This window comes from Mesorhizobium sp. B264B1B, from assembly GCF_020165765.1.
Taxonomy (GTDB): Bacteria; Pseudomonadota; Alphaproteobacteria; order Rhizobiales; family Rhizobiaceae; genus Mesorhizobium.
Map to the genome: position 1 here is coordinate 141046 of NZ_JAIUIS010000007.1, position 24744 is coordinate 165789.

At 63.5% G+C, this 24744-nt stretch carries 21 protein-coding genes; 11 read left to right on the plus strand and 10 right to left on the minus strand.

Translation table 11 applies throughout. From position 1 onward, the window contains the following. Positions 1–114: 114 nt before the first annotated feature. The 5 genes from LB547_RS16300 to LB547_RS16320 form a co-directional block, all read right to left on the minus strand. Positions 115–663: a cation transporter gene (locus LB547_RS16300; RefSeq protein ID WP_224655816.1), complete on the minus strand. Its 549-nt coding sequence runs from the start codon at positions 661–663 to the stop codon at positions 115–117. A 110-nt stretch (positions 664–773) separates the two neighbouring features. Further along, complete coding sequence (mepA, locus tag LB547_RS16305) at positions 774–1859, minus strand: penicillin-insensitive murein endopeptidase (RefSeq protein ID WP_140649550.1); 1086 nt, start codon at positions 1857–1859, stop codon at positions 774–776. Positions 1860–2014: 155 nt separating this feature from the next. Continuing rightward, a complete protein-coding gene (locus LB547_RS16310; protein ID WP_140649548.1) occupies positions 2015–2917 on the minus strand; it encodes an SDR family oxidoreductase in 903 nt (300 codons plus the stop codon). Beyond that, the gene (queG, locus tag LB547_RS16315; protein ID WP_140763069.1) at positions 2914–4068 is read right to left on the minus strand and encodes a tRNA epoxyqueuosine(34) reductase QueG; all 1155 of its coding nucleotides are present in this window, start codon (positions 4066–4068) and stop codon (positions 2914–2916) included. The genes LB547_RS16310 and queG overlap by 4 nt, the downstream gene beginning before the upstream one ends. After that, on the minus strand, positions 4049–4741 hold the full coding sequence (locus tag LB547_RS16320) for a glutathione S-transferase family protein (RefSeq protein WP_140491712.1): 693 nt from the start codon (positions 4739–4741) through the stop codon (positions 4049–4051). The genes queG and LB547_RS16320 overlap by 20 nt, the downstream gene beginning before the upstream one ends. Positions 4742–5060: 319 nt before the next feature. Here LB547_RS16320 and LB547_RS16325 point away from each other — a divergent pair, with 319 nt between their 5' ends. Further along, positions 5061–5867: an undecaprenyl-diphosphate phosphatase gene (locus LB547_RS16325; RefSeq protein ID WP_140649544.1), complete on the plus strand. Its 807-nt coding sequence runs from the start codon at positions 5061–5063 to the stop codon at positions 5865–5867. A 244-nt stretch (positions 5868–6111) separates the two neighbouring features. Then, positions 6112–7752 carry an ABC transporter substrate-binding protein gene (locus tag LB547_RS16330; RefSeq protein ID WP_140763072.1) on the plus strand — a complete coding sequence of 547 codons (1641 nt, stop codon included), beginning with the start codon at positions 6112–6114 and terminating at the stop codon, positions 7750–7752. A gap of 1255 nt (positions 7753–9007) precedes the next feature. Here the strand turns inward: LB547_RS16330 and LB547_RS16335 are convergent. Then, positions 9008–9175 carry a hypothetical protein gene (locus LB547_RS16335; protein ID WP_181171709.1) on the minus strand — a complete coding sequence of 56 codons (168 nt, stop codon included), beginning with the start codon at positions 9173–9175 and terminating at the stop codon, positions 9008–9010. A 71-nt stretch (positions 9176–9246) separates the two neighbouring features. On the opposite strand from LB547_RS16335, the gene LB547_RS16340 reads away from it, so the two are divergent. Together LB547_RS16340 and LB547_RS16345 are read left to right on the plus strand one after the other, a co-directional pair. Continuing rightward, positions 9247–9771, plus strand: coding sequence for a type II TA system antitoxin MqsA family protein (locus LB547_RS16340; RefSeq protein ID WP_140763074.1), 525 nt, complete (start codon positions 9247–9249; stop codon positions 9769–9771). Beyond that, on the plus strand, positions 9771–11639 hold the full coding sequence (locus LB547_RS16345; protein WP_140763077.1) for a KGGVGR-motif variant AAA ATPase: 1869 nt from the start codon (positions 9771–9773) through the stop codon (positions 11637–11639). The genes LB547_RS16340 and LB547_RS16345 overlap by 1 nt, the downstream gene beginning before the upstream one ends. Positions 11640–11671: 32 nt before the next feature. On the opposite strand, the gene lepA is transcribed toward LB547_RS16345, so the two are convergent. Then, positions 11672–13477, minus strand: coding sequence for a translation elongation factor 4 (gene lepA / locus LB547_RS16350; protein ID WP_224655815.1), 1806 nt, complete (start codon positions 13475–13477; stop codon positions 11672–11674). A gap of 211 nt (positions 13478–13688) precedes the next feature. On the opposite strand from lepA, the gene LB547_RS16355 reads away from it, so the two are divergent. The 5 genes from LB547_RS16355 to msrA all read left to right on the plus strand — a co-directional run bounded on the left by LB547_RS16355 (position 13689) and on the right by msrA (position 17599). Continuing rightward, positions 13689–14768, plus strand: coding sequence for a TadE/TadG family type IV pilus assembly protein (locus LB547_RS16355; RefSeq protein ID WP_140759022.1), 1080 nt, complete (start codon positions 13689–13691; stop codon positions 14766–14768). 178 nt (positions 14769–14946) lie between these two features. Next, positions 14947–15318, plus strand: coding sequence for an endonuclease domain-containing protein (locus LB547_RS16360; RefSeq protein ID WP_140491726.1), 372 nt, complete (start codon positions 14947–14949; stop codon positions 15316–15318). 311 nt (positions 15319–15629) lie between these two features. Continuing rightward, the gene (locus LB547_RS16365) at positions 15630–16334 is read left to right on the plus strand and encodes a DUF1223 domain-containing protein (protein ID WP_140759024.1); all 705 of its coding nucleotides are present in this window, start codon (positions 15630–15632) and stop codon (positions 16332–16334) included. Between the two features lie 127 nt (positions 16335–16461). Then, complete coding sequence (locus LB547_RS16370) at positions 16462–16740, plus strand: hypothetical protein (protein ID WP_140524380.1); 279 nt, start codon at positions 16462–16464, stop codon at positions 16738–16740. A 133-nt stretch (positions 16741–16873) separates the two neighbouring features. Continuing rightward, complete coding sequence (msrA, locus tag LB547_RS16375; RefSeq protein WP_140759026.1) at positions 16874–17599, plus strand: peptide-methionine (S)-S-oxide reductase MsrA; 726 nt, start codon at positions 16874–16876, stop codon at positions 17597–17599. Between the two features lie 94 nt (positions 17600–17693). Here the strand turns inward: msrA and LB547_RS16380 are convergent, their stop codons facing one another. The 3 genes from LB547_RS16380 to LB547_RS16390 all read right to left on the minus strand — a co-directional run bounded on the left by LB547_RS16380 (position 17694) and on the right by LB547_RS16390 (position 22827). Next, entirely contained in the window at positions 17694–20306 is a 2613-nt protein-coding gene (locus LB547_RS16380) for a mechanosensitive ion channel family protein (RefSeq protein ID WP_140759028.1), read from the minus strand. A gap of 141 nt (positions 20307–20447) precedes the next feature. Then, on the minus strand, positions 20448–21452 hold the full coding sequence (locus LB547_RS16385) for a cytochrome d ubiquinol oxidase subunit II (RefSeq protein ID WP_140759030.1): 1005 nt from the start codon (positions 21450–21452) through the stop codon (positions 20448–20450). 13 nt (positions 21453–21465) lie between these two features. Then, positions 21466–22827: a cytochrome ubiquinol oxidase subunit I gene (locus LB547_RS16390; protein WP_140559135.1), complete on the minus strand. Its 1362-nt coding sequence runs from the start codon at positions 22825–22827 to the stop codon at positions 21466–21468. Between the two features lie 202 nt (positions 22828–23029). Between LB547_RS16390 and LB547_RS16395 the strand changes: the two genes are divergently transcribed. After that, positions 23030–23956 carry an ABC transporter ATP-binding protein gene (locus LB547_RS16395; RefSeq protein ID WP_140655140.1) on the plus strand — a complete coding sequence of 309 codons (927 nt, stop codon included), beginning with the start codon at positions 23030–23032 and terminating at the stop codon, positions 23954–23956. Continuing rightward, a complete protein-coding gene (locus LB547_RS16400; protein WP_140551751.1) occupies positions 23953–24714 on the plus strand; it encodes an ABC transporter permease in 762 nt (253 codons plus the stop codon). Before LB547_RS16395 ends, LB547_RS16400 begins: the two co-directional genes overlap by 4 nt. Positions 24715–24744: the final 30 nt, after the last annotated feature.

A 24744-nucleotide genomic window follows, 5' to 3' on the forward strand; every position in this document is an offset into this window, starting at 1 on the left:
GCGCCCGACGGCCCATTGCCGTTCTCCCGTTGACTAGCGCATGAGTTTGAAAAGGGAAACGGTTTTCGAAACCGATGGTGCGCACGACCGATTTATGAAGCCGAACGGCCGCGACTAGGCTGCCGCCTTGTGCTCCTCGCGGGCAGCGGACCAGACTTCGCGGGCCGCATCGGCGTTCATGGCGGCAATTCCCAGGCCGACAATCAGGTCGGGCCACGCAGAATGCCAGATCACGGCGGTGAGAAGGCCCGCGGCGATTATGGCGACGTTGGCAAAGGCGTCGTTCCGCGCGGAGAGGAACGCGGCCTTTGTCAGGCTGCCGCCGTGATGGCGAAAGCGCGCCAGCATGAACGCGCAGGACAGGTTCACGGCCAAGGCCCCGGCGCCCGCAAGCGACAGTGGCAATGGTGACGGCGCGACCGGCAGGTTGAACTTCACCCAAGCCGTCCAGAGCGTTGCCAAAGCGGGCACCAGAAGAATCGCCGCCAGAGCCATGCCGACCCTTGCGCGGCTGCGTGCGCCCCAGCCGAGGGCAACGAGAATAAGCAAATTGACCGAGGCATCTTCCAGGAAATCGACGCTGTCCGCGAACAGCGACACGGAGCCGATCGCGGATGCCACGGCGAACTCGACGATGAAGTAGCCCAGGTTCAGAAGGGCCACCCACCAGACGACGCGGCGAAGGCCTATATCCTGCGTTTGCAATGCCGGCCCTCCTGCTCACGGGGTGACGAATGAACGGCGGCGAAGCGCCGGGGCGTCAAATCACGCGGTCAGTTTCCCGGCCGTGGCCGCGGCACCGGTACGCCGATCTCGGGCGTCGCGGTGAAGGCGTTCACCATGCCCGGCAGGCCGGCCGCGCCGCTGGCCGCGGTGGCGGGCAGCGACGGCGCCTCGGGTTCGGGCGCGGCGATCGCGACCGGTACGGCGCCGCCGTGATAGGTGGCGGCCTCGACCGAAGCCGGCCCGGGCGCGTCGAGCACGGCGCGGCATTCTCTCGGCAGGTTCGCCATGGTCATCAGGTCGCGCGCCTTGGGCGCATCCGGGTTCTTGTTGGGCCGCCACGGTTCCTGCGTGAACCACCAGGCCAGCGGCTTGCCGCAGCCGTCGTCGGCCGGGGTCGCTTCCTGCGCCTTGCAGTTGGGCGAGCCCGGCTGGCAGCCGATGCGCATGTGGAAATGATAGTCGTGGCCCCAGAACGGCCTGATCTTGCGCAGCCAGGAGCGGTCGCCCCTGACGGTGTCGCAGAGCTTCTTCTTGATGCCGGGATTGACCAGGATGCGCTCGACCTCGGGATAGCTCGCCGCGCGCTTCAAAAGCCGCGTATGCGCCGACGTCCACAGCGCGTCCTTCACCAGATGCGTCTTTTCGTCGACCATCAAGGTCGCGCTCATCGTCTCGCGCCGCGCCATCGACAACGGCCGGCTGGGCATCGGCGTCAGCCAGATGTCGGCATCGAGCCCGATCTGGTGCGAGGCATGGCCGGTCAGCATCGGGCCGCCGCGCGGCTGCGCGATGTCGCCGATCAAAAGGCCCGGCCAGCCGTCGGCGACGGCATCGCGCGACAGTTTCTCGACCAGCGCGATCATCGCCGGATGGCCCCAGCGGCGATTGCGCGACGGCCGCATCACCTGCCAGGTCGGGCCGTCCATGGGGATGGCGACGCCGCCGGCAAAGCAGCCCTTGGAGTAGAAGCCGAAGGATTGCGGGGCGGTCGCAGCCGGCAGTTTCATCGCGCCGAACAGGTCCTTTGCCCGTTCCTCGGCCATTGCCGGCCGCACGGCGAGACTTGTGAGGGCGAGCAGGCCAAAAGCCGCCGCCAGCTGTGAACGCTTGCCGAGCCGCATCGCTGTCTCCATGAACCCCCGCCGCAAACCCAAGCCCGAATCATAGCACGCAATGGACGTTGCTTCGATCGCCGGAGCGGTTCCGTTTTTCACAAACCGGTCAACCGCCCTGTTTTCTTTCCGACGCATTCCGGCCCGAAACCGTGTCACGTGCTTCCCGGCATGCGTCAGCGCTTCATCGGGCTGCGCGGCGCGCCGTCGCGCCAGTCGCCGCTTGCCCACATATGGTCGAAGGCGGCGCGGTAATCCGGGAAGCGGAACCGGTAGCCCGTCGCCTTGAGCGCCGCGTTGGCGACGCGCTTGTTCTCGCCATAGAAGGACCGCGCCATGGGCGAAAGTTGGGCGGCCTCGAAGGAAATTTCGGGCGGCGGCGTGATGCCCATCAGCGCGGCGGCATAGGCCACCACGTCCTGCGGCGGCGCGGGCTCATCGTCGGTGACGTTGAAGATGCCGCCCGTATCATCCCCGATGAGATGCCACAGCGCGCCGGCTATATCGTCGCAATGGATGCGGTTGAACACCTGGCCGGGCTTGACCAGCCGCCGCGCGGTGCCGTTTTCCAGATTGACCAAGGCGTTACGGCCGGGGCCGTAGATGCCGGAGAGCCGCAACACCGCCACCGGCCGGCCGATCTCGCGGCCAAGCCGCAGCCAGTCCTGCTCGGCCGCCACCCGCATCGCCGAGCGTTTCGACACCGGCCGGCATTGCGCCGTCTCGTCGACCCAGGCGCCGCCATGGTCGCCATACACGCCGACGGTGGAGAGATAGCCGATCCATTCGAGCGCAGGCATCCGCACGATCGCCTCGCGGGCGGCATTCAGCACGGGATCGCCGGCCTCCTCGGGCGCGATCGAGATCACCAGATGGGTTGTTGTCGCCAGCGCATCGCTGATTTCGCCGGTCAGCGCGCCATCGAACAGCAGCGGCGCGATGCCGGCCTGGCGGAGCGCCTCGAATTTCTCCGCGGAGCGCGTCGTGCCGCGGACCGTCGTGGCGGAATCCCGGTTGGCGCGCGCAAAAGCCTGACCCGAATAGCCGGCGCCGAAGATGAATATCCGCTTTTCACTCATGCAGGCGCCCTGGCTGGAATCGGCCGCGCCCATTCCTCGCGCACGGCCGCGTCGCTCTCGGTTTCCAGGCCGGTCGCGGCGCGTTCGGCATATTCGGCCTCGGACACCAGCCGCGCCAGCGCCCATATTGCCGCGCCCCGCACCAGCGGCGAGGCGTCGGCTAGCAAGGCGCGCACGGCGCCGGCAAGCGCGGCATCGCGGGAATTGCCGGCGGCGATCAGCACGTTGCGGACAAAGCGGTCGCGGCCGATGCGCTTGATCGGCGAACCGGAAAAGAACGCGCGAAAGGCCGCGTCGTCCAGCCGCAGAAGATCGGCCAGCGCCGGCTCGCGTAGATCGTCGCGCGCGGCGAGCTTGGCCTCGGACGCCACCTTGGCGAACTTGTTCCATGGGCAGGCGGCGAGACAGTCGTCGCAGCCATAGATGCGGTTGCCGATCGCCTCGCGGAATTCATGCGGGATCGGCTCCTTGTTCTCGATGGTGAGATAGGAGATGCAGCGCCGCGCATCGAGCCGGTAGGGCGCCGGGAAGGCGCCGGTCGGGCAGGCGTCGAGGCAGGCGCGGCAGGAGCCGCAATGGTCCTCCTCCGGCATGTCGGGAACCAGTTCGGCCGTTGTGAAAATCGTGCCGAGGAACAGCCAGGACCCGTGCTGCCGGCTGACCAGGTTGGTGTGCTTGCCTTGCCAGCCGAGCCCGGCGGCCTCGGCCAGCGGCTTTTCCATGACGGGGGCCGTATCGACGAAGACTTTGACGTCACCTCCCGCCCGCGCGACGATCTTGCCGGCGATTTCCTTCAGCCGGCCCTTCATCACGTCATGATAGTCGCGGTTTTGCGCATAGACCGAGATCGCGCCCCGGTCGCGCCTGGCCAACAGGTCGCGCGGATCGTGGTCCGGCCCGTAATTCATCGCCAGCACGACGATCGAACGCACCTGCGGCCACAGGCTTGACGGCTCGCTGCGGCGTTGCAGCGTCTCGGCGATCCAGCCCATGGAGCCGTGGAACCCGTCTTCGACAAAGGCGGCGAGCCGGGCCGGCGCCAGCGGGATCGCATCGGGGGTGGTGACGGCGACCGCCTCGAAACCGGCGCGCCGCGCCTGCGCGTCGATCAGCGCGCGCAGTTTTGCGGCGTCAGAAGTCGAGGTCCGCATAATGCGACACCGGCGACAGGCCGCGCACGCGGTCGGTCAACAGCGGCCGGAACGAAGGCCGCGACTTCACCCGCGTGTACCATTCGCGCGCGGCGGTGTGCTCGCGCCAGTCGATCTCGCCGAGATAGTCGAGCACCGAAAGGGTGGCGGCGGCGGCGAGGTCGGCATAGGTGACCCTCGAGCCGGCCAGCCAGTGGCGGGTGCCGGCCAGCCAGTTGGTGTATTTCATGTGCTGGCGGATGTTGGCCCGCGCCGCGCGGATGGCGGCCGAATCGGGCGAGCCGCCGCCGGCGGTTTCCGGCATGACCGGCTTCAGCACGCGCTCGCGCACCAGATGCCGGGTGACCTCGCTCTCGGCCTTGTGGAGATACCAGTCGGTCAGCCGGCGGATCTCGGCGCGCTGCATCGGGTCCTCGGCGAACAGGCGCTTGTCGCGCTTCAGGACGCCGCGCGTCTCGTCGAGATATTCAGAGATGACCGTGGCGCCGACGATCGGCACATCGCCCTCGGCCAAAAGGATCGGCAGCGTGCCGGCCGGGTTCAGCGCCAAGAACTCCTTGCGCCGCGTCCACGGCTTCTCCTCGATCAGCGCCAGTTCCTCGCCATACTCGCCGAAAGCGAGGCGCACGAACCGGCAGGAGGCGAACATGGGATGATGGAAAAGCGTCAGCATGGTTCCGCGATGATAAAGCGCACTGGTGGTTTGGATTTGAAGTTCCTGTCCCCTCAACGGCATCCGCGTTCAGGAACTTCAAATTCAAACCACACCAGAACTTGAAGTTGGCAGTGTGGCTCAGAATCCGGAATTCGCGCATCGCGCTCCTCCCGGGTGTGGCGAATTCCGGATTGCCACACTGGCGAATCGCCCGGCGCACCGGTAAGTCTTGGCCGCCCGATCAAGCGGGCCGTCAGGGTGTTGCGACCTATAGGGGGAGTTCGGCGCCATGACAAGCAAGCCCTGTCAGCCCATCCAGCGAATGCCGAGGTAGCCAATGGAAAGCCAGACAATCGTCGAAGCCCTGCTGCTCGGTCTGCTGGAGGGATTGACCGAGTTCATTCCGGTGTCCTCGACCGGCCATATCCTGCTCGCCGGCCACTTTCTCGGCTTCCACTCGACCGGCAAGGCCTTCGAGATCCTGATCCAGCTCGGCGCCATCCTGGCCATTCTGAGCGTCTATTTCCGGCGCTTGTGGCAGATGCTGCTCGACCTGCCGCATGACCGGCTGACGCGGCATTTCGTCATCGGCATCCTCATCGCCTTCCTGCCGGCGGCCATCATCGGCGCGCTGGCGCATGATTTCATCAAGACCATCCTGTTCGAATCGCCGCGGCTGATCTGCATCATGCTGATCATCGGCGGCGTGGTGCTGCTCGTCGTCGACCGCATGAAGCTGAAGCCGATGTACCGCGACGTCGAACGCTTCCCGACGCGGCTCTATTTGCAGATCGGGCTGTTCCAGTGCCTGTCGCTGATCCCCGGCACTTCACGCTCGGGCTCGACCATCGTCGGCGCCCTGCTGCTTGGCGTCGACAAGCGGGCGGCGGCGGAATTTTCCTTCTTCCTCGCCATCCCCACCATGGTCGGCGCCTTCGCCTTCGACCTGTTCAAGAACCGCAACGTGCTGACGTCGGCCGACCTGCCGATCATCGCCGTCGGCTTCGTCGCCGCCTTCGTCACCGCGCTGCTGGTGGTGCGCCTGCTGCTCGATTACGTTTCGCGCAAGGGCTATGCGCTGTTCGGCTGGTGGCGGCTGGTGGTCGGCATCGTCGGGCTCGCCGCGCTGATGATCTGGGGGTGACCTCGTCATCCACGGGCGAAGCAAGGAGCGCAGCGACGCCGCGCAGACCCGTGGATGACGAAGGTGAAGGCCTTCGCGCGCCCCCTTCATGCGAACCTCCTGCGGAGCAACGCACAAGTCCTGCGGATTCCAGAACACTCCGCTGCGTAAGCTCGCCCTATCATCCCTCAGGCAATGGCGTCCGGCGAGCCGCATCCGCCCCCGCGCACGCGGTCGGCCGGGCGCCCAACAAGAGGGAACGACGATGAAATTCATGCTGACCGGCAGGAAATTGCACCCGAAAGCCAAACCCGTCGCCGAGGATTTCAGGAGCGGCGCCATCAACCGGCGCGAATATTTTGCGCTGATGGCCGGGCTCGGCGTCAGCGCCGCCGGCGCTTTTGCCCTGGGCGGGCTGGCGCCCACGCCTGCCCGCGCGGCGGAGCCCAAGAAGGGCGGCGTGCTGCGCGTCGCCATGAACGTCAAGGGGTTCAAGGACCCGCGCACCTTCGACGGCGTCGAAATGTCCAACGTCGCCCGCCACTGCAACGAATATCTGGTGCGCTGGAACACCGACTTCTCGTTCGAGCCCTGGCTGCTCGAAAAATGGGAGATGAGCGACGACGCCAAGACGCTCACGCTGCATGTGCGCAAGGGCATCACCTGGTCGAACGGCGACGCCTTCAACGCCGAGGATGTCGTCCACAACCTCACCCGCTGGTGCGAAGCCGGTGTTGCCGGCAATTCGGTCGCCGCGCGCATGGGCGCGCTGGTCAATGCCGACACCAAGAAGGTGGTCGATGGCGGCATCGAGAAGGTCGACGACCACACCATCAAGCTCAACCTGCCCAAGCCCGACATTTCGCTGATCGCCGGCATGGCCGACTATCCCGCTTTGATCATGCACCGCTCCTATGATGGCGACGGCGATCCGCTGAAGGCACTTTCGATCACCACCGGCCCTTGCGAGCTGGTGAAGTGGGATGCCGAGACGGGAGCCGAGGTGAAGCGCAAGGACAAGCCCTGGTGGAAGGGCGAATTCCACCTGGATGGGATCCAGTGGATCGACTACGGCTCCGACCCCAACGCCATGCTGTCGGCGTTCGAATCCGGCGAGATCGACACCGACCACGAGACCGCGTCCGATGCCGTCTCGCAGACCGAGCAGATGGGCCTGAAGAATTCCGAGATCGCCACCGGCTCCACCATCGTCGCCCGCTTCAATGTCGCCAACGCGCCCTATGACGACGTGAAGGTGCGCCGCGCCGCCCAGCTCGCCGTCGACAACTCGGCCGTGCTGGCGCTCGGCCTCGGCGGCCGCGGCAAGCCCGCCGACAACCACCATGTCGGCCCCATGCACCCCGAATATGCCGATATCGGCCCGGCCACGCGCGACGTGGACGCCTCGAAGAAGCTGCTGGCCGAGTCCGGCAAGGCCGACCATGAATACGACCTCATCTCGGTTGACGTCGAATGGCAAAAAAGCACCGGCGACGCCATAGCGGCGCAGATGCGCGAGGCCGGCCTCAAGATCAAGCGCACCGTGCTGCCCGCCGCCACTTTCTGGAACGACTGGAGCAAATATCCCTTCTCCTGCACCGAATGGCTGGGCCGCCCGCTCGGCGTCCAGGTGCTGGCGCTGGCCTACAAATCCGGCGCCGCCTGGAACGAAAGCGCCTATGCCTCGAAGGAGTTCGACGAGCTGCTCGACAAGGCGCTCGCCACCCCCGACGCCGCCCAGCGCAAGGAGATCATGGCCGGCATCGAAAAGAATTTGCGGGACTCCGGCATAATCATCCAACCCTACTGGCGCTCGGTCTACCGGACCTATCGCAAGGGCGTCGAAGGCTGCGAGCAGCACCAGGCGCTGGAGCAGCATTTCGAGAAGGTTTGGTTGGAGGGGTGAGGCCAGCGCCGACCTGATTTCCTCGCCCCCACGAAAGTGGGGGAGAGGTGGCCCGGCGAAGCCGGCACGGAGAGGGGGACGCCCTCCGCGAAGCCAAAACCGGGTCAGGATTGAGAGCTGGCTGGCATGAAAGAAAATCCTCTCAGGAACCCCTGAAACAACCTCCCAGCGCCGCGCAGACCCCTCTCCGTCCCGGCTTCGCCGGGCCACCTCTCCCCACTGCGTAGGGCGAGGAACCAGCGCCATCCTGCCGCCCATCAGCATCTCCAGTGCTAGCCGCTTGATCGTCAGGTGAGGCAGCGCCAACGCAAGTTCTTCCTTCTCCCCTTGTGGGGTCCGAAGGACGGGGCGAGACCCGTGGCTCGCCCCAGGGCGGTGGCCTCGCGAAGCGAGGTCGGATGAGGGGTGCTCCAGCTTGGCGCGGACGTCGACAACCAACCGAACCAGAAAACCCCACCGCCTCACTTCGCTGGAACACCCCTCATCCGTCTCGGCGCTGCGCGCCGATCCACCTTCTCCCACAAGGGGAGAAGGTCAGCAGCGTCAGCGCCCCGCTCCCATGCAGCAACGAGTGCGCTGAGCCGCATCCAAAAAGCGAAGGTTTTGGGACACTGACCATGATCAGCCCCGCCGCCCACAGCAAGATGCCGCCGGAATAGGAAGGCACGCTGGCCTCCAGCCCCGCTGCGTTGCCGGCCAGAAGCAGGCTCTCGCCGGCGAGAAGGTCAGGAACCCGGCGGCGACGCGGTCATTGCCCGGCCGCTGATACTTCACCGTCAGCAGCGCGGTCGCCAGCACGTGGCCCGCGCCGTCTATCATCCAGAGTGTTCGCGCAACGGAGCGCTGGCGACGAAGGTGCCGCCAATGGGGAGGCCGATCGCGCCGACGGTGTCTGAGGTGGAATGCATGCGATGTCTCCCCAAGCCGGGGAGGGGATACTTCGGGTGGGGCTTTCTCAAGAGGGTGAGGCTAACTCGCGAAGCAAGTCCGTGGACATCGCTCATCCGTGTTCCTGCCTTATGGCTTGACTTTCTCCAGAAAGTATCATTTGATACCAAGATCAGAGGGTGGCTGCGTGAGCGAGGAATGTGAAGATATAAAGCCTCAGATCCGGAGTCAGATGGCGCGCCGTTGCCGATCTCGAGGGACGAGAAGCGCAATTTTTTCTCGGGATGCACCTACCGACTGGCAACCACGAACTCTCCGGGATCCCAGATCTCCGGACGAATACCTGACCGATGAATCAGCTTGGGAGCTAATAGCAGAGTCCTTGGAAGGGGGCTGTGCCGTTGAAATAATCGAGCTGCGCCAGCCGCCAGGCAAAATGGGTTATGTCTTCAAAATTCCCGGCTGCCTCCCTGTCGTAGCCATATACGTAAAGCTCCAACTTGGCTCGGATAAGATAATTGGTCGCAGCTTTCACGAAGACCGCCCGCCTAAAATAACAGCGGTATCAGCCTTGTTGCTCACAGCCAGCATACGGAAGGAACATTCATGACCAGACTGTCTCGCATGTGTGATTCTTGCGGCGCAGGCGCACTGAGTGTTTCGTATCAAATCGAACATTTCTCCTATGGCGCCCAAGATGATGTGGTTACACTGAGCGCAAACGTTCCGGTCATAACCTGCGCGGAATGCGGAGAAAGTTTCACCGGTGAAGAGGCTGAGCTCCTTCGCCACGAGGCCGTTTGCAGACATCTGCAGCGTGTTACGCCTGCGGATATCAAGGCGATACGCGAAACTTACGGACTTACCCAAGATCAGCTCGCGGAAATCAGCGGGTTTGGAATCGCCTCCATCAAACGGTGGGAGAGCGGATATCAAATTCAAAACCTGTCTGCGGACCGATACCTCCGCCTTCTTCGGCTGCCACCAAATTTCAGATTCCTGCAAATGCTGGAAGGCTCGTCATTGGCTTCAAAAGCCCCAGTGTTCCAAACTTCCTTGTCTGAGCGGACTATCGAAGATGCCAAGTCTTTCCACCTTAGTTCCAGGTCTGGTGCCCGAGAGGCTGCGTAATGTTTGCGATTACCTTTTACTCATACAAAGGTGGTGTCGGGCGAACTATGGCGCTCGTAAATGCCGCTGCAGAACTGACTAGGCGTGGCCGAAAAGTGCTTATAGTTGACTTCGATCTTGAGGCGCCAGGAGTGTCGACCTACACGGAGTTTTCTCAGTCGGAATATCAGCCGGGATTGGTTGAATACATATCAGAATATATGTCGACTTACGTTGCGCCGAGAGTTTCTGACTTCATTATAGAGTGCAGCATTAAGTCACAGGAGCAAGTCTTTCCTATATGGGTGTTTCCCGCAGGGAATAGGGATAAGACTTACAGCGCTCGCCTATCTGCAATCGACTGGCAGGGCCTTTACGAATTCCAGAGCGGTTATTTACTGTTTGAAGATTTCCGTCAGCAACTTAAAGAAGACGCGCGCGGTTTTGACTACATTCTTATCGACAGCCGGACAGGCCATACGGATGTTGGTGGTATCTGTACGCGCCAGTTAGCAGATGCCGTTGTGCTTATGTTTTTCCCTAACTTGCAAAATATCACCGGTCTCCAGTCGATTGTTGAGGAGATACGGCTAGACAAATCCAGAAGATCGAAAGACATAGGCTTGCTTTTTTGCCCTTCCAACGTTCCAGATTTGGACGATGAGCTAGATATCCTAAAGACTATGCTTGATCTATCGAAAGATAGGCTTGGCTATGATGACAGTAACTTGTCCATAGAGCATTATGGCAGCTTATTTCTAGTTGATCAAAGCATATTTGTTATAGATAGACCGAAGACGAAATTGGCTTCTCAATATAGAGCGTTGGTAGATTCGGTTGTCCAGCTCAACATTGAGGATGGGGATGGAGCTATGTTCTATCTTCGGAAGGTCCGGCGGAATATCGAGTACCGCTCGCAAGATCCGGGCCTCAGGATCGACTATGAGATACCACTGAGCGAGATGCTCAGTGCGTTAGATAGAATCGGCCGTATCCACAAAACGAATGGGAAGGTCTCATGGGAACTTGCTGCGGTATATCGGGCACTTGGCAACTTTACGAGTGAGTTCGAAGCGCTGAGCGCTGCGATTGACGCGGATTATGACGTTCCAAAAGCTAGACTGCGGCGTGCGTTTAATCTGTTGAGTCAATCTAAGCCGAATGAGGCACGTCAGGATCTTTTGCAGGTTTTGGGATCGAGAGAAACGACCGCCATTGATTTGACGTCTGCTATCCAGGTGCTGAAGTCAATTGACGATAAGTGGAGCGAAATCGTTGAGGAAGCCCCTGCCCTTGAGGAGCTTAGTTCGAAGGACCTTGGTGCGGTGGCCGATGTATTGATGTCAGATGTGAATGGCCTCCGTATTGCTTATCGTTTGATTGAAAAAGTCATTCGAAACAGGATTGATGGAGAGGACAATGACACATTCGATAATGACTTAGTTCTTATACTTATCGGTACGGGCCACTTTGAAGAAGCCATGTTGTCCGCCAGAAGGAGTCGAGAGGAAATCCTAGAGGACTCGGATATACAGGTCGTCTTTAACTACGCTATGGCTGAGTGGGGCTATAGAAAATCACCTTCTAAGGACATGTTTGCCCGGGTTAGGGAGCTAGAAGGTATGTTTGGAGGTTCAGAAGACGCTAATTTTATGCAATGTATGGCCCTTACAGCGGCAGTCCTTGATGAGGTTAGCTTTGCGCTGGAAACCTTGGAGAGAGCAAAACGGTCTATTGGGCCGGGTCGTATTTTTAGTTGTTGGCAGTATCTTTATGTGGGCAAGAATATAATGCGAAAGGATATTGAGGAAATGCAGAGCGCCTTCAAAGGGGGGAATATCTCCCCGCCTTTTTTGGAGCGGAAGCTTTCACTGACTCGAACCAACTGAGGAGCATCTGATTTATTTACTGACGCTCTTGCTCAATCCCCCATCTTCAGCGCCTGGATAAACGCCTCCTGCGGAATGTCCACCTTCCCGAACTGGCGCATCCGCTTCTTGCCTTCTTTCTGCTTGTCCAACAGCTTGCGCTTGCGGCTCACGTCGCCGCCGTAGCATTTGGCGGTGACGTCCTTGCGCAGGGCGGAGATGGTTTCGCGGGCGATGACCTTGCCGCCGATCGCGGCCTGGATCGGGATCTTGAACAAATGGTGCGGGATCAGTTCCTTCAGCTTCTCGCACATCTGGCGGCCGCGCTTTTCCGCCGCGGTGCGGTGGACCAGCATGGAGAGCGCGTCGACCGGCTCCTCATTGACCAGGATCGACATCTTCACCAGGTCGCCCTCGCGATAGTCGGTGAGGTGATAGTCGAACGAGGCGTAGCCCTTGGAGATCGACTTCAGCCGGTCGTAGAAATCGAAGACGACTTCGTTGAGCGGCAGGTCGTAGGTCAGCATGGCGCGCTTGCCGACATAGGAGAGGTCGGCCTGGATGCCGCGCCGGTCCTGGCAGAGTTTCAATATGCCGCCGAGATAGTCGTCGGGGGTGAGGATGGTGGCGCGGATCCACGGCTCCTCGATGGCCGAGATCTTCACCACGTCGGGCATGTCGGCCGGGTTGTGCAATTCCTTCACCGAGCCGTCATTGAGGAGCAGCCGGTAGACGACGCTGGGTGCCGTGGCGATCAGGTCGAGGTTGAATTCGCGTTCCAGCCGCTCCTGGATGATTTCCAGATGCAGCAGGCCGAGGAAGCCGCAGCGATAGCCGAAGCCGAGCGCGGCGCTGGTTTCCATTTCGTAGGAGAAGGAGGCGTCGTTGAGGCGCAATTTGCCCACGGCGGCGCGCAGGTCCTCGAAATCGGCGGCGTCGACCGGGAACAGGCCGCAGAACACCACCGGCTGCGCCGGCTTGAAGCCGGGGAGCGCATGTGCGGTCTGGCGCTTGTCCTCGGTGATGGTGTCGCCGACGCGGGTGTCGGCCACTTCCTTGATCGAGCCGGTGAAGAAGCCGAACTCGCCGGGGCCGAGCTCCTCGACATTGATGCGGGCGGGCGTGAACACGCCGGTGCGCTCGACCAGGTATTTGGCGCCGGTGCCCATCATGCGGATGGTCTGGCCTTTTTTCAGCACGCCGTCGATGATGCGCACCAGCACGATGACGCCGAGATAGGCGTCGTACCAGCTGTCGACCAGCATCGCCTTCAAGGGAGCGGTCGCGTCGCCCTCGCGCGGCGGCGGCAATTGGTGGACGATGGCCTCCAGCACATCGGGAATGCCAAGCCCGGTCTTGGCCGAGATCAGCACGGCGTTGGAGGCGTCGATGCCGATCACCTCCTCGACCTGCTCGCGGATGCGCTCGGGCTCGGCGGCCGGCAGGTCGACCTTGTTCAGCACCACGACGATCTCGTGGTTGTTGTCGATGGCCTGGTAGACATTGGCGAGCGTCTGCGCCTCGACGCCCTGAGAGGCGTCGACCACCAGCAGCGAGCCCTCGCAGGCGGCCAGCGAGCGCGACACTTCATAGGCGAAGTCGACATGGCCGGGCGTGTCGATGAGGTTGAGGATATAGTCCTCGCCATTGTTGGCGCGGTATTTCAGCCGCACCGTCTGCGCCTTGATGGTGATGCCGCGCTCGCGCTCGATGTCCATCGAGTCCAGCACCTGCTCCTTCATGTCGCGCAGCTCCAGCCCGCCGGTGAGCTGGATCAGGCGGTCGGCAAGGGTGGATTTGCCATGGTCGATATGGGCGACGATGGAGAAATTCCTGATGTGGTCGAGGGGCGTGCTCATGCCGCGCGCTTTAGCAGGGGCGGCTTGCTGCGGCAAGGCTTGCGGCGCAAGGGGCGCCTTGGCCATCACAAAGCGGTGAGCCGGGCGGAAAAGCCCGAAACAGCGGGCGGGTGCGGCCGGATGCTTAAACTTTGAACGATCCTCTTAGACCCCGGTTTGCCGGCGCATGTTAGTTCCCCCGCAGGTAAACCGTTTTTTGGGGTAAGAAAAAATGCCGGGGCTTGCAGGAAGGTTCGCCCGCTCTCGCGGCGGCTCGATGATGCCGCTGTTCTTCATCAGCCTGGTGCCGCTGGTCACCGTGGTCGGCTTCTCGGTCGATTATACGTCGGCGGTCCAGACCCGGTCCAATATGCAGCAGGCGCTCGACGCGGCGACGCTGGCCATCACCACGCTGCCGAAGACGACGGCGCTGGCGGCCCGCCAGCAGATGCTACAGGACACCTTTGCCGCCAATGGCGGGCAAGGCACCGCCACGCTGGTGAGCTTCACCATCGCGGCCAACGGCACCGCCACGGCGCAGGCCTCGGCGAGCTTCGCCATGCCGACCGACTTCATGCAGATCGCCAGGATCAACACCGTGCCGGTCGGCGTCACCTCGGCGGTCAACAAGGCGGCGGCCCTGGTGCAGACCACCTTCAAGATCGAGAAGGCGTCGGGCTGGTGGGACAAGACGATGTATCTCTACGGCACGCGATTCGGCTCGACCACGAAGCAGAAGCTGATGCAGATCAGCTATGTCTACAACAAGGGCGGCGACCCCAAGGGCTATGGCACCACCACCGTCTCCACCGTGAGCGGCACCACGCTTACCCAGGTGCAGCAGCAGGTGTGCAACACCACGGCGGTCGCCAATTTCAACAACACGCCCTCCGGCGCCATCACCAGCACCGACGGCAACGGCGTCATGCGGCAGACCGTCTGCACCACCACGCCGGCCAACAGCACCGGCGCGGTCATCGACGTCAGCCAGATGGACCAGCTCTATCTCGAGATGGACGTGCCTTCCGCCGCGACGGCCAAACCGGCCCAGCCGACCACGCTCAGGTCGAACGACCCGAACACCTCGAACCGGCTCTATATCGGCACCAGCCCGACCGACATGCCCGAAATCGCCACGGGCCAGACCGTCGATATCTTCACCGCCGTGCCGTGCGGCCAGACAGGCTACCAGGCCTGGGAAGACGGCGGCTCCGCCGTGCCGGCGCCTGTCGTCAACGCCGACTTCTTCTACACCGTGATGGGCAAATGCGACTTCAACCAGCGCCCCTCGCAAACGGTGCTGACGCAGTGACACTGCGGCTTCTTCCTTCTCCCCTTGTGGGAGAAGGTGGCCTCGCGAAGCGAGGTCGGATGAGGGGTGTTCCAGGCAACGCCAACGCCTCACTCCGCTGGAACAGCCCTTTTGCGCTCGGCCTCGTCCCGTCCGCCGGGGCTATAGACGGATCGCAGCGTTCGACTAGTCTGGCGCCATGCCGCACCAACCCGTCACCCCCGCCAAGCGCAACTTTGCTCGCTCACTCCGCCGTGACATGACGGAAGCGGAAGACAGGCTTTGGCAGGAACTACGAGACCGCAGACTGGACCGGATCAAATTCAGGCGCCAGGTTCCTTTTGGAAAATACATTGCCGATTTCGTTTGCCTCGAAGCCGGGCTGATTATCGAGATCGACGGCAGCCAACACGCGGACTCGGATGCTGACCGGATCCGCAAGGCCGAGCTGGAGGCTAGGGGTTTTCGCGTTCTGCGCTTCTGGAACGACGATGTCCTGAAAGAGATGAATGCCGTTTGCGACACGATCATCGCCTATGTGCGGGACAGAAGTCTGCAGCCCTGGAGATAGTGGCGCCGTTTTCCCTTCTCCCCTTGTGGGGTCCGAAGGACGGGGCGGGACGCGTGGCTCGCCCCCGGGCGGTGGCCTGGCGAAGCGAGGTCGGATGAGGGCTGTTCCAGGAAACGCCAACGTCTCACTCCGCTGGAACACCCCTCAACCGTCTCGGCGCTGCGCGCCGATCCACCTTCTCCCACAGGGGGAGAAGGAAGAACCCGCTGGCGCTCAATCACAAACCGGTGAGCGCTGTAACGAAGCGATAATTGGCGGCGAAGTGGGGATATGAGCGGCGCATCGCGGCGCCGTCGCCCACGGAGCATTCCATGTCGCAAGCCAAACGCAGCAGGTTCCTCGCAGTGTCCAGCCTGGGCGCGCTTGCGCTCGCGGCGTCGCTCGGTGCGGCCGCGGCGCAGCCGCTTACCATTGTCGAGCTGTTCACCAGCCAGGGCTGTTCGTCCTGCCCGCCGGCCAATGCCAATCTGATCAAGGTCAAGGACCAGCCCGGCGTGCTGGCGCTGTCCTTCAATGTCACCTACTGGGACTATCTCGGCTGGAAGGACATTTTCGGCCGGCAGGAGTTCACGCAACGCCAGGTGAGCTACGAGCCGCCGCTCGGCCGTGACGGGCCGTTCACGCCGCAGGTGGTGGTCAACGGCCGTGCCGATGCGGTCGGCGCCGCGCCCGGCGAGATCGAACGGCTGATTGCGGCGAGCGGACGCATCAAGGGACCGTCGCTGTCGCTCGATGGCGGCAAGGCCAGCATCGGCGCGGGGAGCGTGCCGGGCGGCAAAGCCGACATCTGGCTGGTGCGCTATGCCAGGGGCGTCGTCGAGGTGCCCGTGGCGCGCGGCGAGAACACCGGCCGCACCTTGCCGCACGGCAATGTCGTGCATGCGCTGAAAAAGCTCGGCAGCTGGACCGGAGAGGCCACGACGCTCGACGTGCCGGCCGCCGCCCATGGCCTCAGCACCGCCGTGCTGGTGCAGTCGCCCGGCGGCGGGCCGATCCTGGCCGCCGCCGCCGATTAGCTTGCCTCCGGGAACTTCCCGGTTGCGGGGAGAGACCATGCCCGATCAGAAATTGCGCAACGCCGCGCCTGCGGCGCCGCAACAGCCGGCCGCCGCGAGGGCGCGCCACCCAACCAAGGAGACCATCATGACCGTTCTTTCCCGCCTGACGCTGCCGGCGCTTGCGCTCGCTTTGTGCTCGACGGCATTGCTGGCCGGCGGCATCGCCCGGGCCGACGAGGCCACCAACGCCATGAAACCCGCCGCCGACGCGATGAAACCGGCAACCGATGCAATGAAGCCGGCCGACCCGATGGCCACCAATGCCATGAAGCCCGCCGCCGATGCGATGAAACCGGCGGACGCCATGAAGCCGGCGGCTGACGCGATGAAGCCGGCGACGGATGCGATGAAGCCTGCCAACTAGGTCAAGCCGCGGCGGAGAGTTACGCACCCGCTGGGGCCGCACGAGAATGTGAGCCTCCGCCGCAACTCGCGCATCGCACCGGCTCCGCTAATTCAATAGACTGGACCCTATGCAAGCCATGAGGAGTGCAACCATGACCGACATCAAGAACCGTTCGAGCGGCCTCGTCCGCGGCGCGCTCGCAGCTTTCGCGCTCGCCGTCGCGGGCGCCGCCTTCTGGCTCACCCCAGCGGTTTCGGCGGAGGATGCCGTGGTGATCCCGCCACCGGCGCTGGATGAAAAGGCCGCGGGCGGCAGCGAGACGGCAGTGTTCGCCGGCGGCTGCTTCTGGGGCGTGCAGGGCGTGTTCCAGCACGTCAAGGGCGTCACCAAGGCGGTCTCGGGCTATACCGGCGGCGCCAAGGACGACGCCGTCTACGAGACGGTCGGCACCGGCCGCACCGGCCATGCCGAATCCGTCGAGATCACCTACGATCCCTCCAAAGTCACCTATGGCCAGCTGCTGCAGGTGTATTTCTCGGTCGCCCACAATCCGACACAGCTCAACTATCAGGGGCCCGACTCCGGCACGCAGTACCGCTCGACGATCTTCGCCGAAAACGAGGCACAGAAGAAGATCGCGCAGAGCTACATCGCCCAGCTCGACCAGGCCAAGCTGTTCGGCAAGCCCATCGTCACCACGATCGAAACCGGCAAGACCTTCTATCCGGCCGAGGAGTACCACCAGGATTTCCTGACGCTCAATCCGACCTATCCCTACATCGTCTACAACGACCTGCCAAAGGTGGCGAATTTGAAGACGCTGTTCCCGAAGCTTTACAGCGACAAGCCGGTGCTGGTGCTGTCGGCCAGCAATTGAGGTTCAGAAGCGGAGGCGCTGGCGGGAAGCGCCTCCTGCTGCCCTGCCGGCCAGAGGGGGGCGCGAGGGATCGCGGCCTCTCCTGCGAAGAAGGCTACACCCTCTTCCGCCACGGCAGGCTCCAGCGCGCCTTCTCCAGCGAGGCCTTGGTTTCGACCGTGGCCGGGGCGGACTGGGCTTCTCGGTATTGCACCGAGCCCCGCGGCGGATAGGGCAGGCTGTCGTTGAGCTCCAGCCTGTCGAGCTGGCTGAAATCGGGGAAAGGCAGTTTTTCCTCCTCGCGCCAGGCGCTGACCCGCTTTTCCGCGGCGATGCGCTTTTCCTGGTCGAGCGGCAGGTCGGCGGCGCTGTATTCCAGCTGCGCCGGGAAGGCGAACTGGGCGCCGGCCTCGTCCATCACCGCGATCATCGACAGCAATATGTCCTCGCGGATGGCGAGAAACTCCGAGCCATCCGCGGTCGTGATGTAGGTGAAGACCTCGATGTCGAGTGAATAGGGGCCGAAGCCGACGAAGCGCACGCGGCACGGGTCGTCGATGACGCGCGGATGAGCGATCAGGAGCTTGCGCAGCGCCGCCAGCGTGTAGCGCAGCTGGTCGGGCGTCGTCTCGTAGCGCAATTGCAGCGTGGTGGCGAAGCGGGTGCGGTCGCGATGGGCGTAGTTCTCGATCTGCATGCCGGCGAAGTCGGAATTGGGCACCGAGATCACCGTGCGGTCGACCGAGCGGATGCGGGTCGAGCGCATGCCGATATGCTCGATGGTGCCGGACTGGTTGCCGAACTTGCAGAAGTCACCGACGCTGACCGGCCGGTCGGCATAGAGCGTCAGGCCGGAAAGAAAATTCTGCAGCGTCGGCTGCGCCGCCAGCGCCACCGCCAGGCCGCCAATGCCGAGGCCGGCCAGCACGCCCTGATAGGGGATCGCCAGCACCTCAGCCAGGAGCAGGAAGGCGACCACCAGGGCGGCGATGCGCGCCACGCCGGTCAGCAGCGAGATCAGCGTCTCGTGGTAGCCGGGCACGTTGAAGGTGGCGCGGTAGCGCTCGGCGATCTTGCCGATCAGGTGCCAGACGACGGGAACCGCGCCGATCAGGATCAGGCTCCAGGCCGCCGCCTTGGCGGATGCCGCGATCACCTGCGGCAAGCCGAGCGGCCGCAGCGCAAACAGCAGGAACAGGCCGAGGAAGATCGAGCGCACCGCCCATTCGACGACGCGGAAGAAGCCGGCCCGCCCCGAACTCCTGCCGCGGCGGGCGAAGAACACGATGACGGCGTTGGCAAGGAAGCCGAAGGCGATGCCGGCAAGCACGGCAATGCCGAGCCCCAGCCATTGCCAGCGTTCGATCGGCCCGGCGCGGGTCAAAAGGGCAGGGCTGATCTCACGGGCAAGGCCCCTCGTGGCGAAGAAGGGATCGTTGCTGGCGAAGGCGGTGAATTCCGGCGCCACCGGCGCATCCTCGATATCGGCATAGAGCGTGCGGATGTTGGCCAGCGTTTCCGGCGTGAATTTCCACAGCTTGCCGCCTTTCTCAGTCCCCACCGGAGCGACGACGATGTTGCCGGCCGGGTGCTCGAAATACACATAGGGCGTGTTGCTTTGGGGATCGTCGGGAATTTCCTGCCAGTAGACGTAGCCGATGCGGTCGATGACTTTCTTGAGATAGCTCTCGAGCAGAACCGCCTCGTCGGACCGCACCGCCGGATTGTAACCGCGCATGTCGAGCGCCGTTTGCGTCGAACCGCCATTCTGGTCGGCGATGCCGCCGAGCAGCATCTTGAACGTGTCGCGCGGCGAGGCGAGCTTGGCCGGATCGTCGACCATGTCGGGGGCTTCGCCACGCGCCGCCTGGAACTCGGCGAGCTTGGCCTGCAGCACGGCGAGCTGCGGCCCGACGATGAACCATTCGCCGGCCTTGCGGCGGAAGGTGACGTCGAAGAAAACCTTGCTGCCATATTGCTGCAGCCTGGCTGTCACCTCGTCGCCGGGGATCGCATCATGCGGCAGGTTCCACAGGCGCAAGGTGGCGTTGTCGATCACCGAAAACAGGAGCTTGGTGTAATCGGGCATGTTGAGGCCGCCGCGATCGGCCTCCGTGACGTCGACGAGGCCGGCCGCCAGCGCGGCAAGGCCCATGCCGCCGCCGGTGGCGCGCGGCACATTGTCGGCGCCGCTCTCGTTCATGGTCTGCAGGAATGAGCGCATCGTCGTCATCGGGCTGGTCTGGTCGACCTTGAGGGTCTCGGCGGCGTCGACGCGCACGCCCGTCCACCATTCGGCGGTGGCGGATTCGAAACGGCCCATGAAGCTCGCGCCGTCCGGCGCCATGACGAAGCTGAACTCGCCCTGGCGACTGCCCTCGAACCAGCGGCCGAACAGCTTTTCGCCTTCGGCCTTGGCTTCGATGCGGCCGTCATACAGGGGATAGACGCCCTTCACCTCGGCGCCGTCCTGCTCGAAGGTGATCTGGGCGCCGCCGCCGCGCCATTTGGTGTCCCAGACACCGGCCCAGTTGGCCGTCTGCTGGGCATAAGCGGGCTGAATGACAGGCAGCAGGCCGGCCAGCGCAAGCGCGGCGATCAGCGTGACCAGGCGGATCAGGACCAGAGCAATTCCAGGAAAGCGGCGTAGCGATTTTCCCGGGAAAACTGCGTAGCGCTGCCGCGCCTGCGGATCGTGTTCTATCGAGGCAACCGGGACACCGCGCATTGCATTGCCCTTCTTCTCGGACCGCTGCCATCAGGCCGCAGCATGTCGCGGAAGGTTATTCCGCGTGAAGATGAATATTGTCTTTCCGGCAGGCGACAGGCGGCAGGCGGAGGCGATGATTTCGCGCCGTCGCCTGGCCCTTCAATCGTAGGTCAGGTCCCTCGCCTTGCCGCCGAACACGCGGTAGGCATAGAAGGAATAGAAGATGATGATCGGCAGCACGACCACGGTGCCGGCCAGGATGATGGCCAGGCTTTCGGTTGCGGAAGCCGCCTGCCAGATGGTCAGCCTGTCGGGCACCACGAACGGATAGAACGACCAGGCGAGCCCGGCAAAGCCCAGCGCGAAGATGGCGGCCAAGATCAGGAACGGCGTCAGCGAATGGCGGTCGTCGGGCCTGGGCAGATGAGAGGTCTGCCGCCACAGCCCCAGGAACAGCAGCGCCGACAGGATCGGCAGCGGCGACAGATAGAGCATTTCGGGCAGGACGAACCATTTGGCGAAGATGCGCGGGCTGGCGAAGGGCGTGGCCAGCGACACGGCAGCCATGCCGAGCGCGGTCAGCACCAATGTGGTGCGCAGCCAGCGCACCGCCTTCTTCTGCAAGTCGCCTTCGGCCTTGTAGATGACCCAGGCCGCCCCCATCGCGGCGTAGGCCGCCGCCAGGCAGAACGCCACCAGCACGCCGAACGCCATGCCCCCCAGGCCGAAGTCGAGGCCAAGCACATAGACGCCCAGCATATAGCCTTGCGCCAGTGAGGCGATGAGCGAGCCGAGAAAGAAGATGCGGTTCCAGCGATGCTTGCGCTCCGTCGCCACCTTGGCGCGGAAGTCGAAGGCCACGCCGCGCAGGATGAGGCCGACCAGAAGCACGAACACCGGGATATAGAGCGCGCTGAGGATGACGCCATGCGCCATCGGAAAGGCGACCAGCAGAAGGCCGACGGCCAGCACCAGCCAGGTCTCGTTGGCATCCCAGAACGGGCCGATGGCGGCGATCATGGTGTCCTGCTCGGCGTCCTCGGCCGCCGCGAACAGGATGCCGATGCCGAGATCGAAGCCGTCGAGAATGACGTAGATCAGGATGGCGAGGCCCATCAGGCCGGCGAAGATGAGGGGGAGCAGGGTCGGCCAGTCATAGGTCATTTCTCTCTCTCTCCTACTCGCCAGCCGCGGGCTGCGACATCGGCTTGTTGAGCACGCCCGGCAGCGGCGAGGTGTCGCCGTCCTTGGCCGCCTTCAGCGCCAGGTGGACCAGAACGCCGAGATAGGCGATCAGCAACAGCACGTAGAGAGCGAGATAGACGGCCAGCGTCAGCGCCACATGGCTGCCGGCCACCGGGCCGACGGCGTCGGCGGTCCTCAGCACGCCCGTCACCAGCCAGGGCTGGCGGCCGATCTCCGTCGTATACCAGCCGGCGAGCGTCGCCACCCAACCGGAGATGGTCATCGGCACCATGAGCAGCGCCAGCGGCCTCGGCAAGCCATGACGGCGCTTGAGGAAGAAGGCGGCCGACCAGGAGACGGCGAGCATCAACAGGCCGGTGCCGACCATGACGCGAAAACCCCAGAACACCGGGAAGACGGGCGGATGGTTGCCGGGATAGTCGTTGAGCCCCGGCACCACGCCCCTGGCACTGTGCCGGAGGATCCAGCTCGCCCCGTCGGGAATGGTCACCTCGAACCTGTTTTCCCTGGCCGCTTCATCCGGAATGGCAAACAGCACCAGCGGCACGTTGGGGCCGGTGTTCCAGTTGGCCTCCATGGCGGCGATCTTCTGCGGCTGGTGCTCGAGCGTGTTCAGGCCGTGCTGGTCGCCGGCAAGGATCTGGATGGGGATGAGGATGGCGGCGGTGAAGACGCCGGTGCGCAGCGCCTTCCACATCGATTCCGAGCGGTCGCCCTTGAGGTAGCGCAGCGCCGACAGGCCGGCTATGAGGAACGATACCGTAAGCCCGGAGGCGAGCAGCATATGGACGAGACGGTAGGGCATGGAGGGGTTGAAGAGGATCGCCCACCAGTCGACGGCGTGGGCGACGCCGTCGCGCATCTCGAAGCCGACCGGCGTCTGCATCCACGAGTTCAGCGCGATGATCCAGAAGGCAGACACCGTGGTGCCGCCGGCCACCAGCACGGTCGCCAGCGTGTGGATGCGGTTGGAAACGCGGCGGAAGCCGAACAGCATGATGCCGAGGAAGGCTGCCTCGAGGAAAAAGGCGGTGAGGATTTCGTAGGCCAGCAGCGGCCCGGCGATGTTGCCGACCGTTTCCATGTAGCCCGGCCAGTTGGTGCCGAACTGAAAGCTCATGGTGACGCCGGAAACCACGCCCATGGCGAAGGACAATGCGAACACCTTCACCCAGGTGAAATAGGCGCGCATCCAGGCCGAATCATTGGTCGCGTTGTAGCGGAGCTTGAAGAAAAGCAGCACCCAGCCGAGTGCGATGGTGATGGCTGGAAACAGAATATGAAACGAAATATTCGCACCGAATTGAATGCGCGAAAGGATGAGCGGGTCCATGGCGGGCTCCGGCTGCTTCTAATAAGCGGAGAATAGGCTTGTAGGGCCAGCCGGTCAAAGCGGCGTCCCGCCGCGAGGCGGAACGCCGCAGCGCCATGCGGCGGCAATGTCGAGAACTGTCAGCAACGGCATTGACTTGCGGTTGCATGCGGCGACATTCGTCCTATATCTGGGGTCCTCTTTCAAGCAGCCGTTTTCAGCCATGCAGCCTGTCATCTCCATTTCCGGGGTCACCAAGACCTACGCCACCGGCTTCAAGGCGCTGAAGGAAATCAATCTCGACATCGAGCGCGGCGAGATCTTCGCGCTGCTTGGCCCCAACGGCGCCGGCAAGACGACGCTGATCTCGATCGTCTGCGGCATCGTCAACCGTTCGTCTGGCAGCGTCACGGTGGATGGCCACGACATCACCAGAGACTATCGCGCCGCGCGCGGCCTGATCGGGCTGGTGCCGCAGGAACTGACCATCGATGCCTTCGAGAGCGTCTGGGCGACGGTCAACTACAGCCGCGGCCTGTTCGGCAAGCCGGCGAACCATGCCTTTGTCGAGAAGGTGCTGCGCGACCTGTCGCTGTGGGACAAGAAGGACGCCAAGGCCATCACGCTTTCGGGCGGCATGAAGCGGCGGCTGATGATCGCCAAGGCGCTGTCGCACGAACCGCGCGTGCTGTTCCTCGACGAGCCGACGGCCGGCGTCGACGTCGAACTGCGCCAGGACATGTGGGCGATGGTGCGGCGGCTGCGCGAGGACGGCGTCACCATCATTCTCACCACCCACTATATCGAGGAAGCCGAGGCGATGGCCGACCGCGTCGGCGTCATCAACCGCGGCGAGATCATCCTGGTCGAGGGCAAGGCCGAACTGATGCGCAAGCTCGGCCGCAAGCGCCTGGTGATGGAACTGCGCAGCCCGCTCGGCGCCATTCCGGACGCCTTCTCGCACTACGCCCTGGAATTGTCGCCGGATGGCGGGCAGATCACCTACACCTATGACAACCAGAGCGACCGGCCGGGCGTGGCGTCGCTGATCCGCGATCTCGAGGCCGCCGACATCCAGTTCCGCGACCTGGACACGCAGAACAGTTCGCTGGAGGAGATCTTCGTCAATCTTCTGAGGCAAGAGCCATGAACCTGCGCGCGGTATGGGCGATCTACCGGGTGGAGATGGCGCGCGCGCTGCGCACCGTCTTGCAGAGCATCGTCTCGCCCGTGCTGTCGACGTCGCTGTATTTCGTCGTCTTCGGCTCGGCCATCGGTTCGCGCATCACCGAGATCGACGGCATCAGCTACGGCGCCTTCATCGTGCCCGGGCTGATCATGCTGTCGCTTTTGACGCAGTCGATCTCCAACGCCTCCTTCGCCATCTACTTCCCGAAATTCGTCGGCTCGATCTACGAGCTGTTGTCGGCTCCGGTCTCCTATCTCGAGATCGTCCTCGCCTATGTCGGGGGCGCCGCCACAAAGTCGATCATCCTCGGCCTGATCATTCTGGCGACGGCCTCGCTGTTCGTGCCGCTCTCGATCCAGCATCCGTTCTGGATGCTGGCCTTCCTGGTGCTGACGGCGGTGACCTTCAGCCTGTTCGGCTTCATCATCGGAATCTGGGCCAGGAGCTTCGAGCAGTTGCAACTGGTGCCGCTGCTGATCATCACGCCGCTGACCTTCCTCGGTGGCAGCTTCTATTCCATCAACATGCTGCCGGGCGCCTGGCGCACGGTGACGCTGTTCAATCCGGTCGTCTATCTGATCAGCGGCTTCCGCTGGAGCTTTTTCGGAAAATCGGACGTTTCGGTCGGCATCAGCCTCGGCATGACCGTGGTGTTTCTGCTGATCTGCGTGGCGACCGTCGCCTGGATATTCAAAACCGGCTACCGGCTGAGGAATTGAGGGGCGAAGCCACGCTGAACCGCGGTCAGA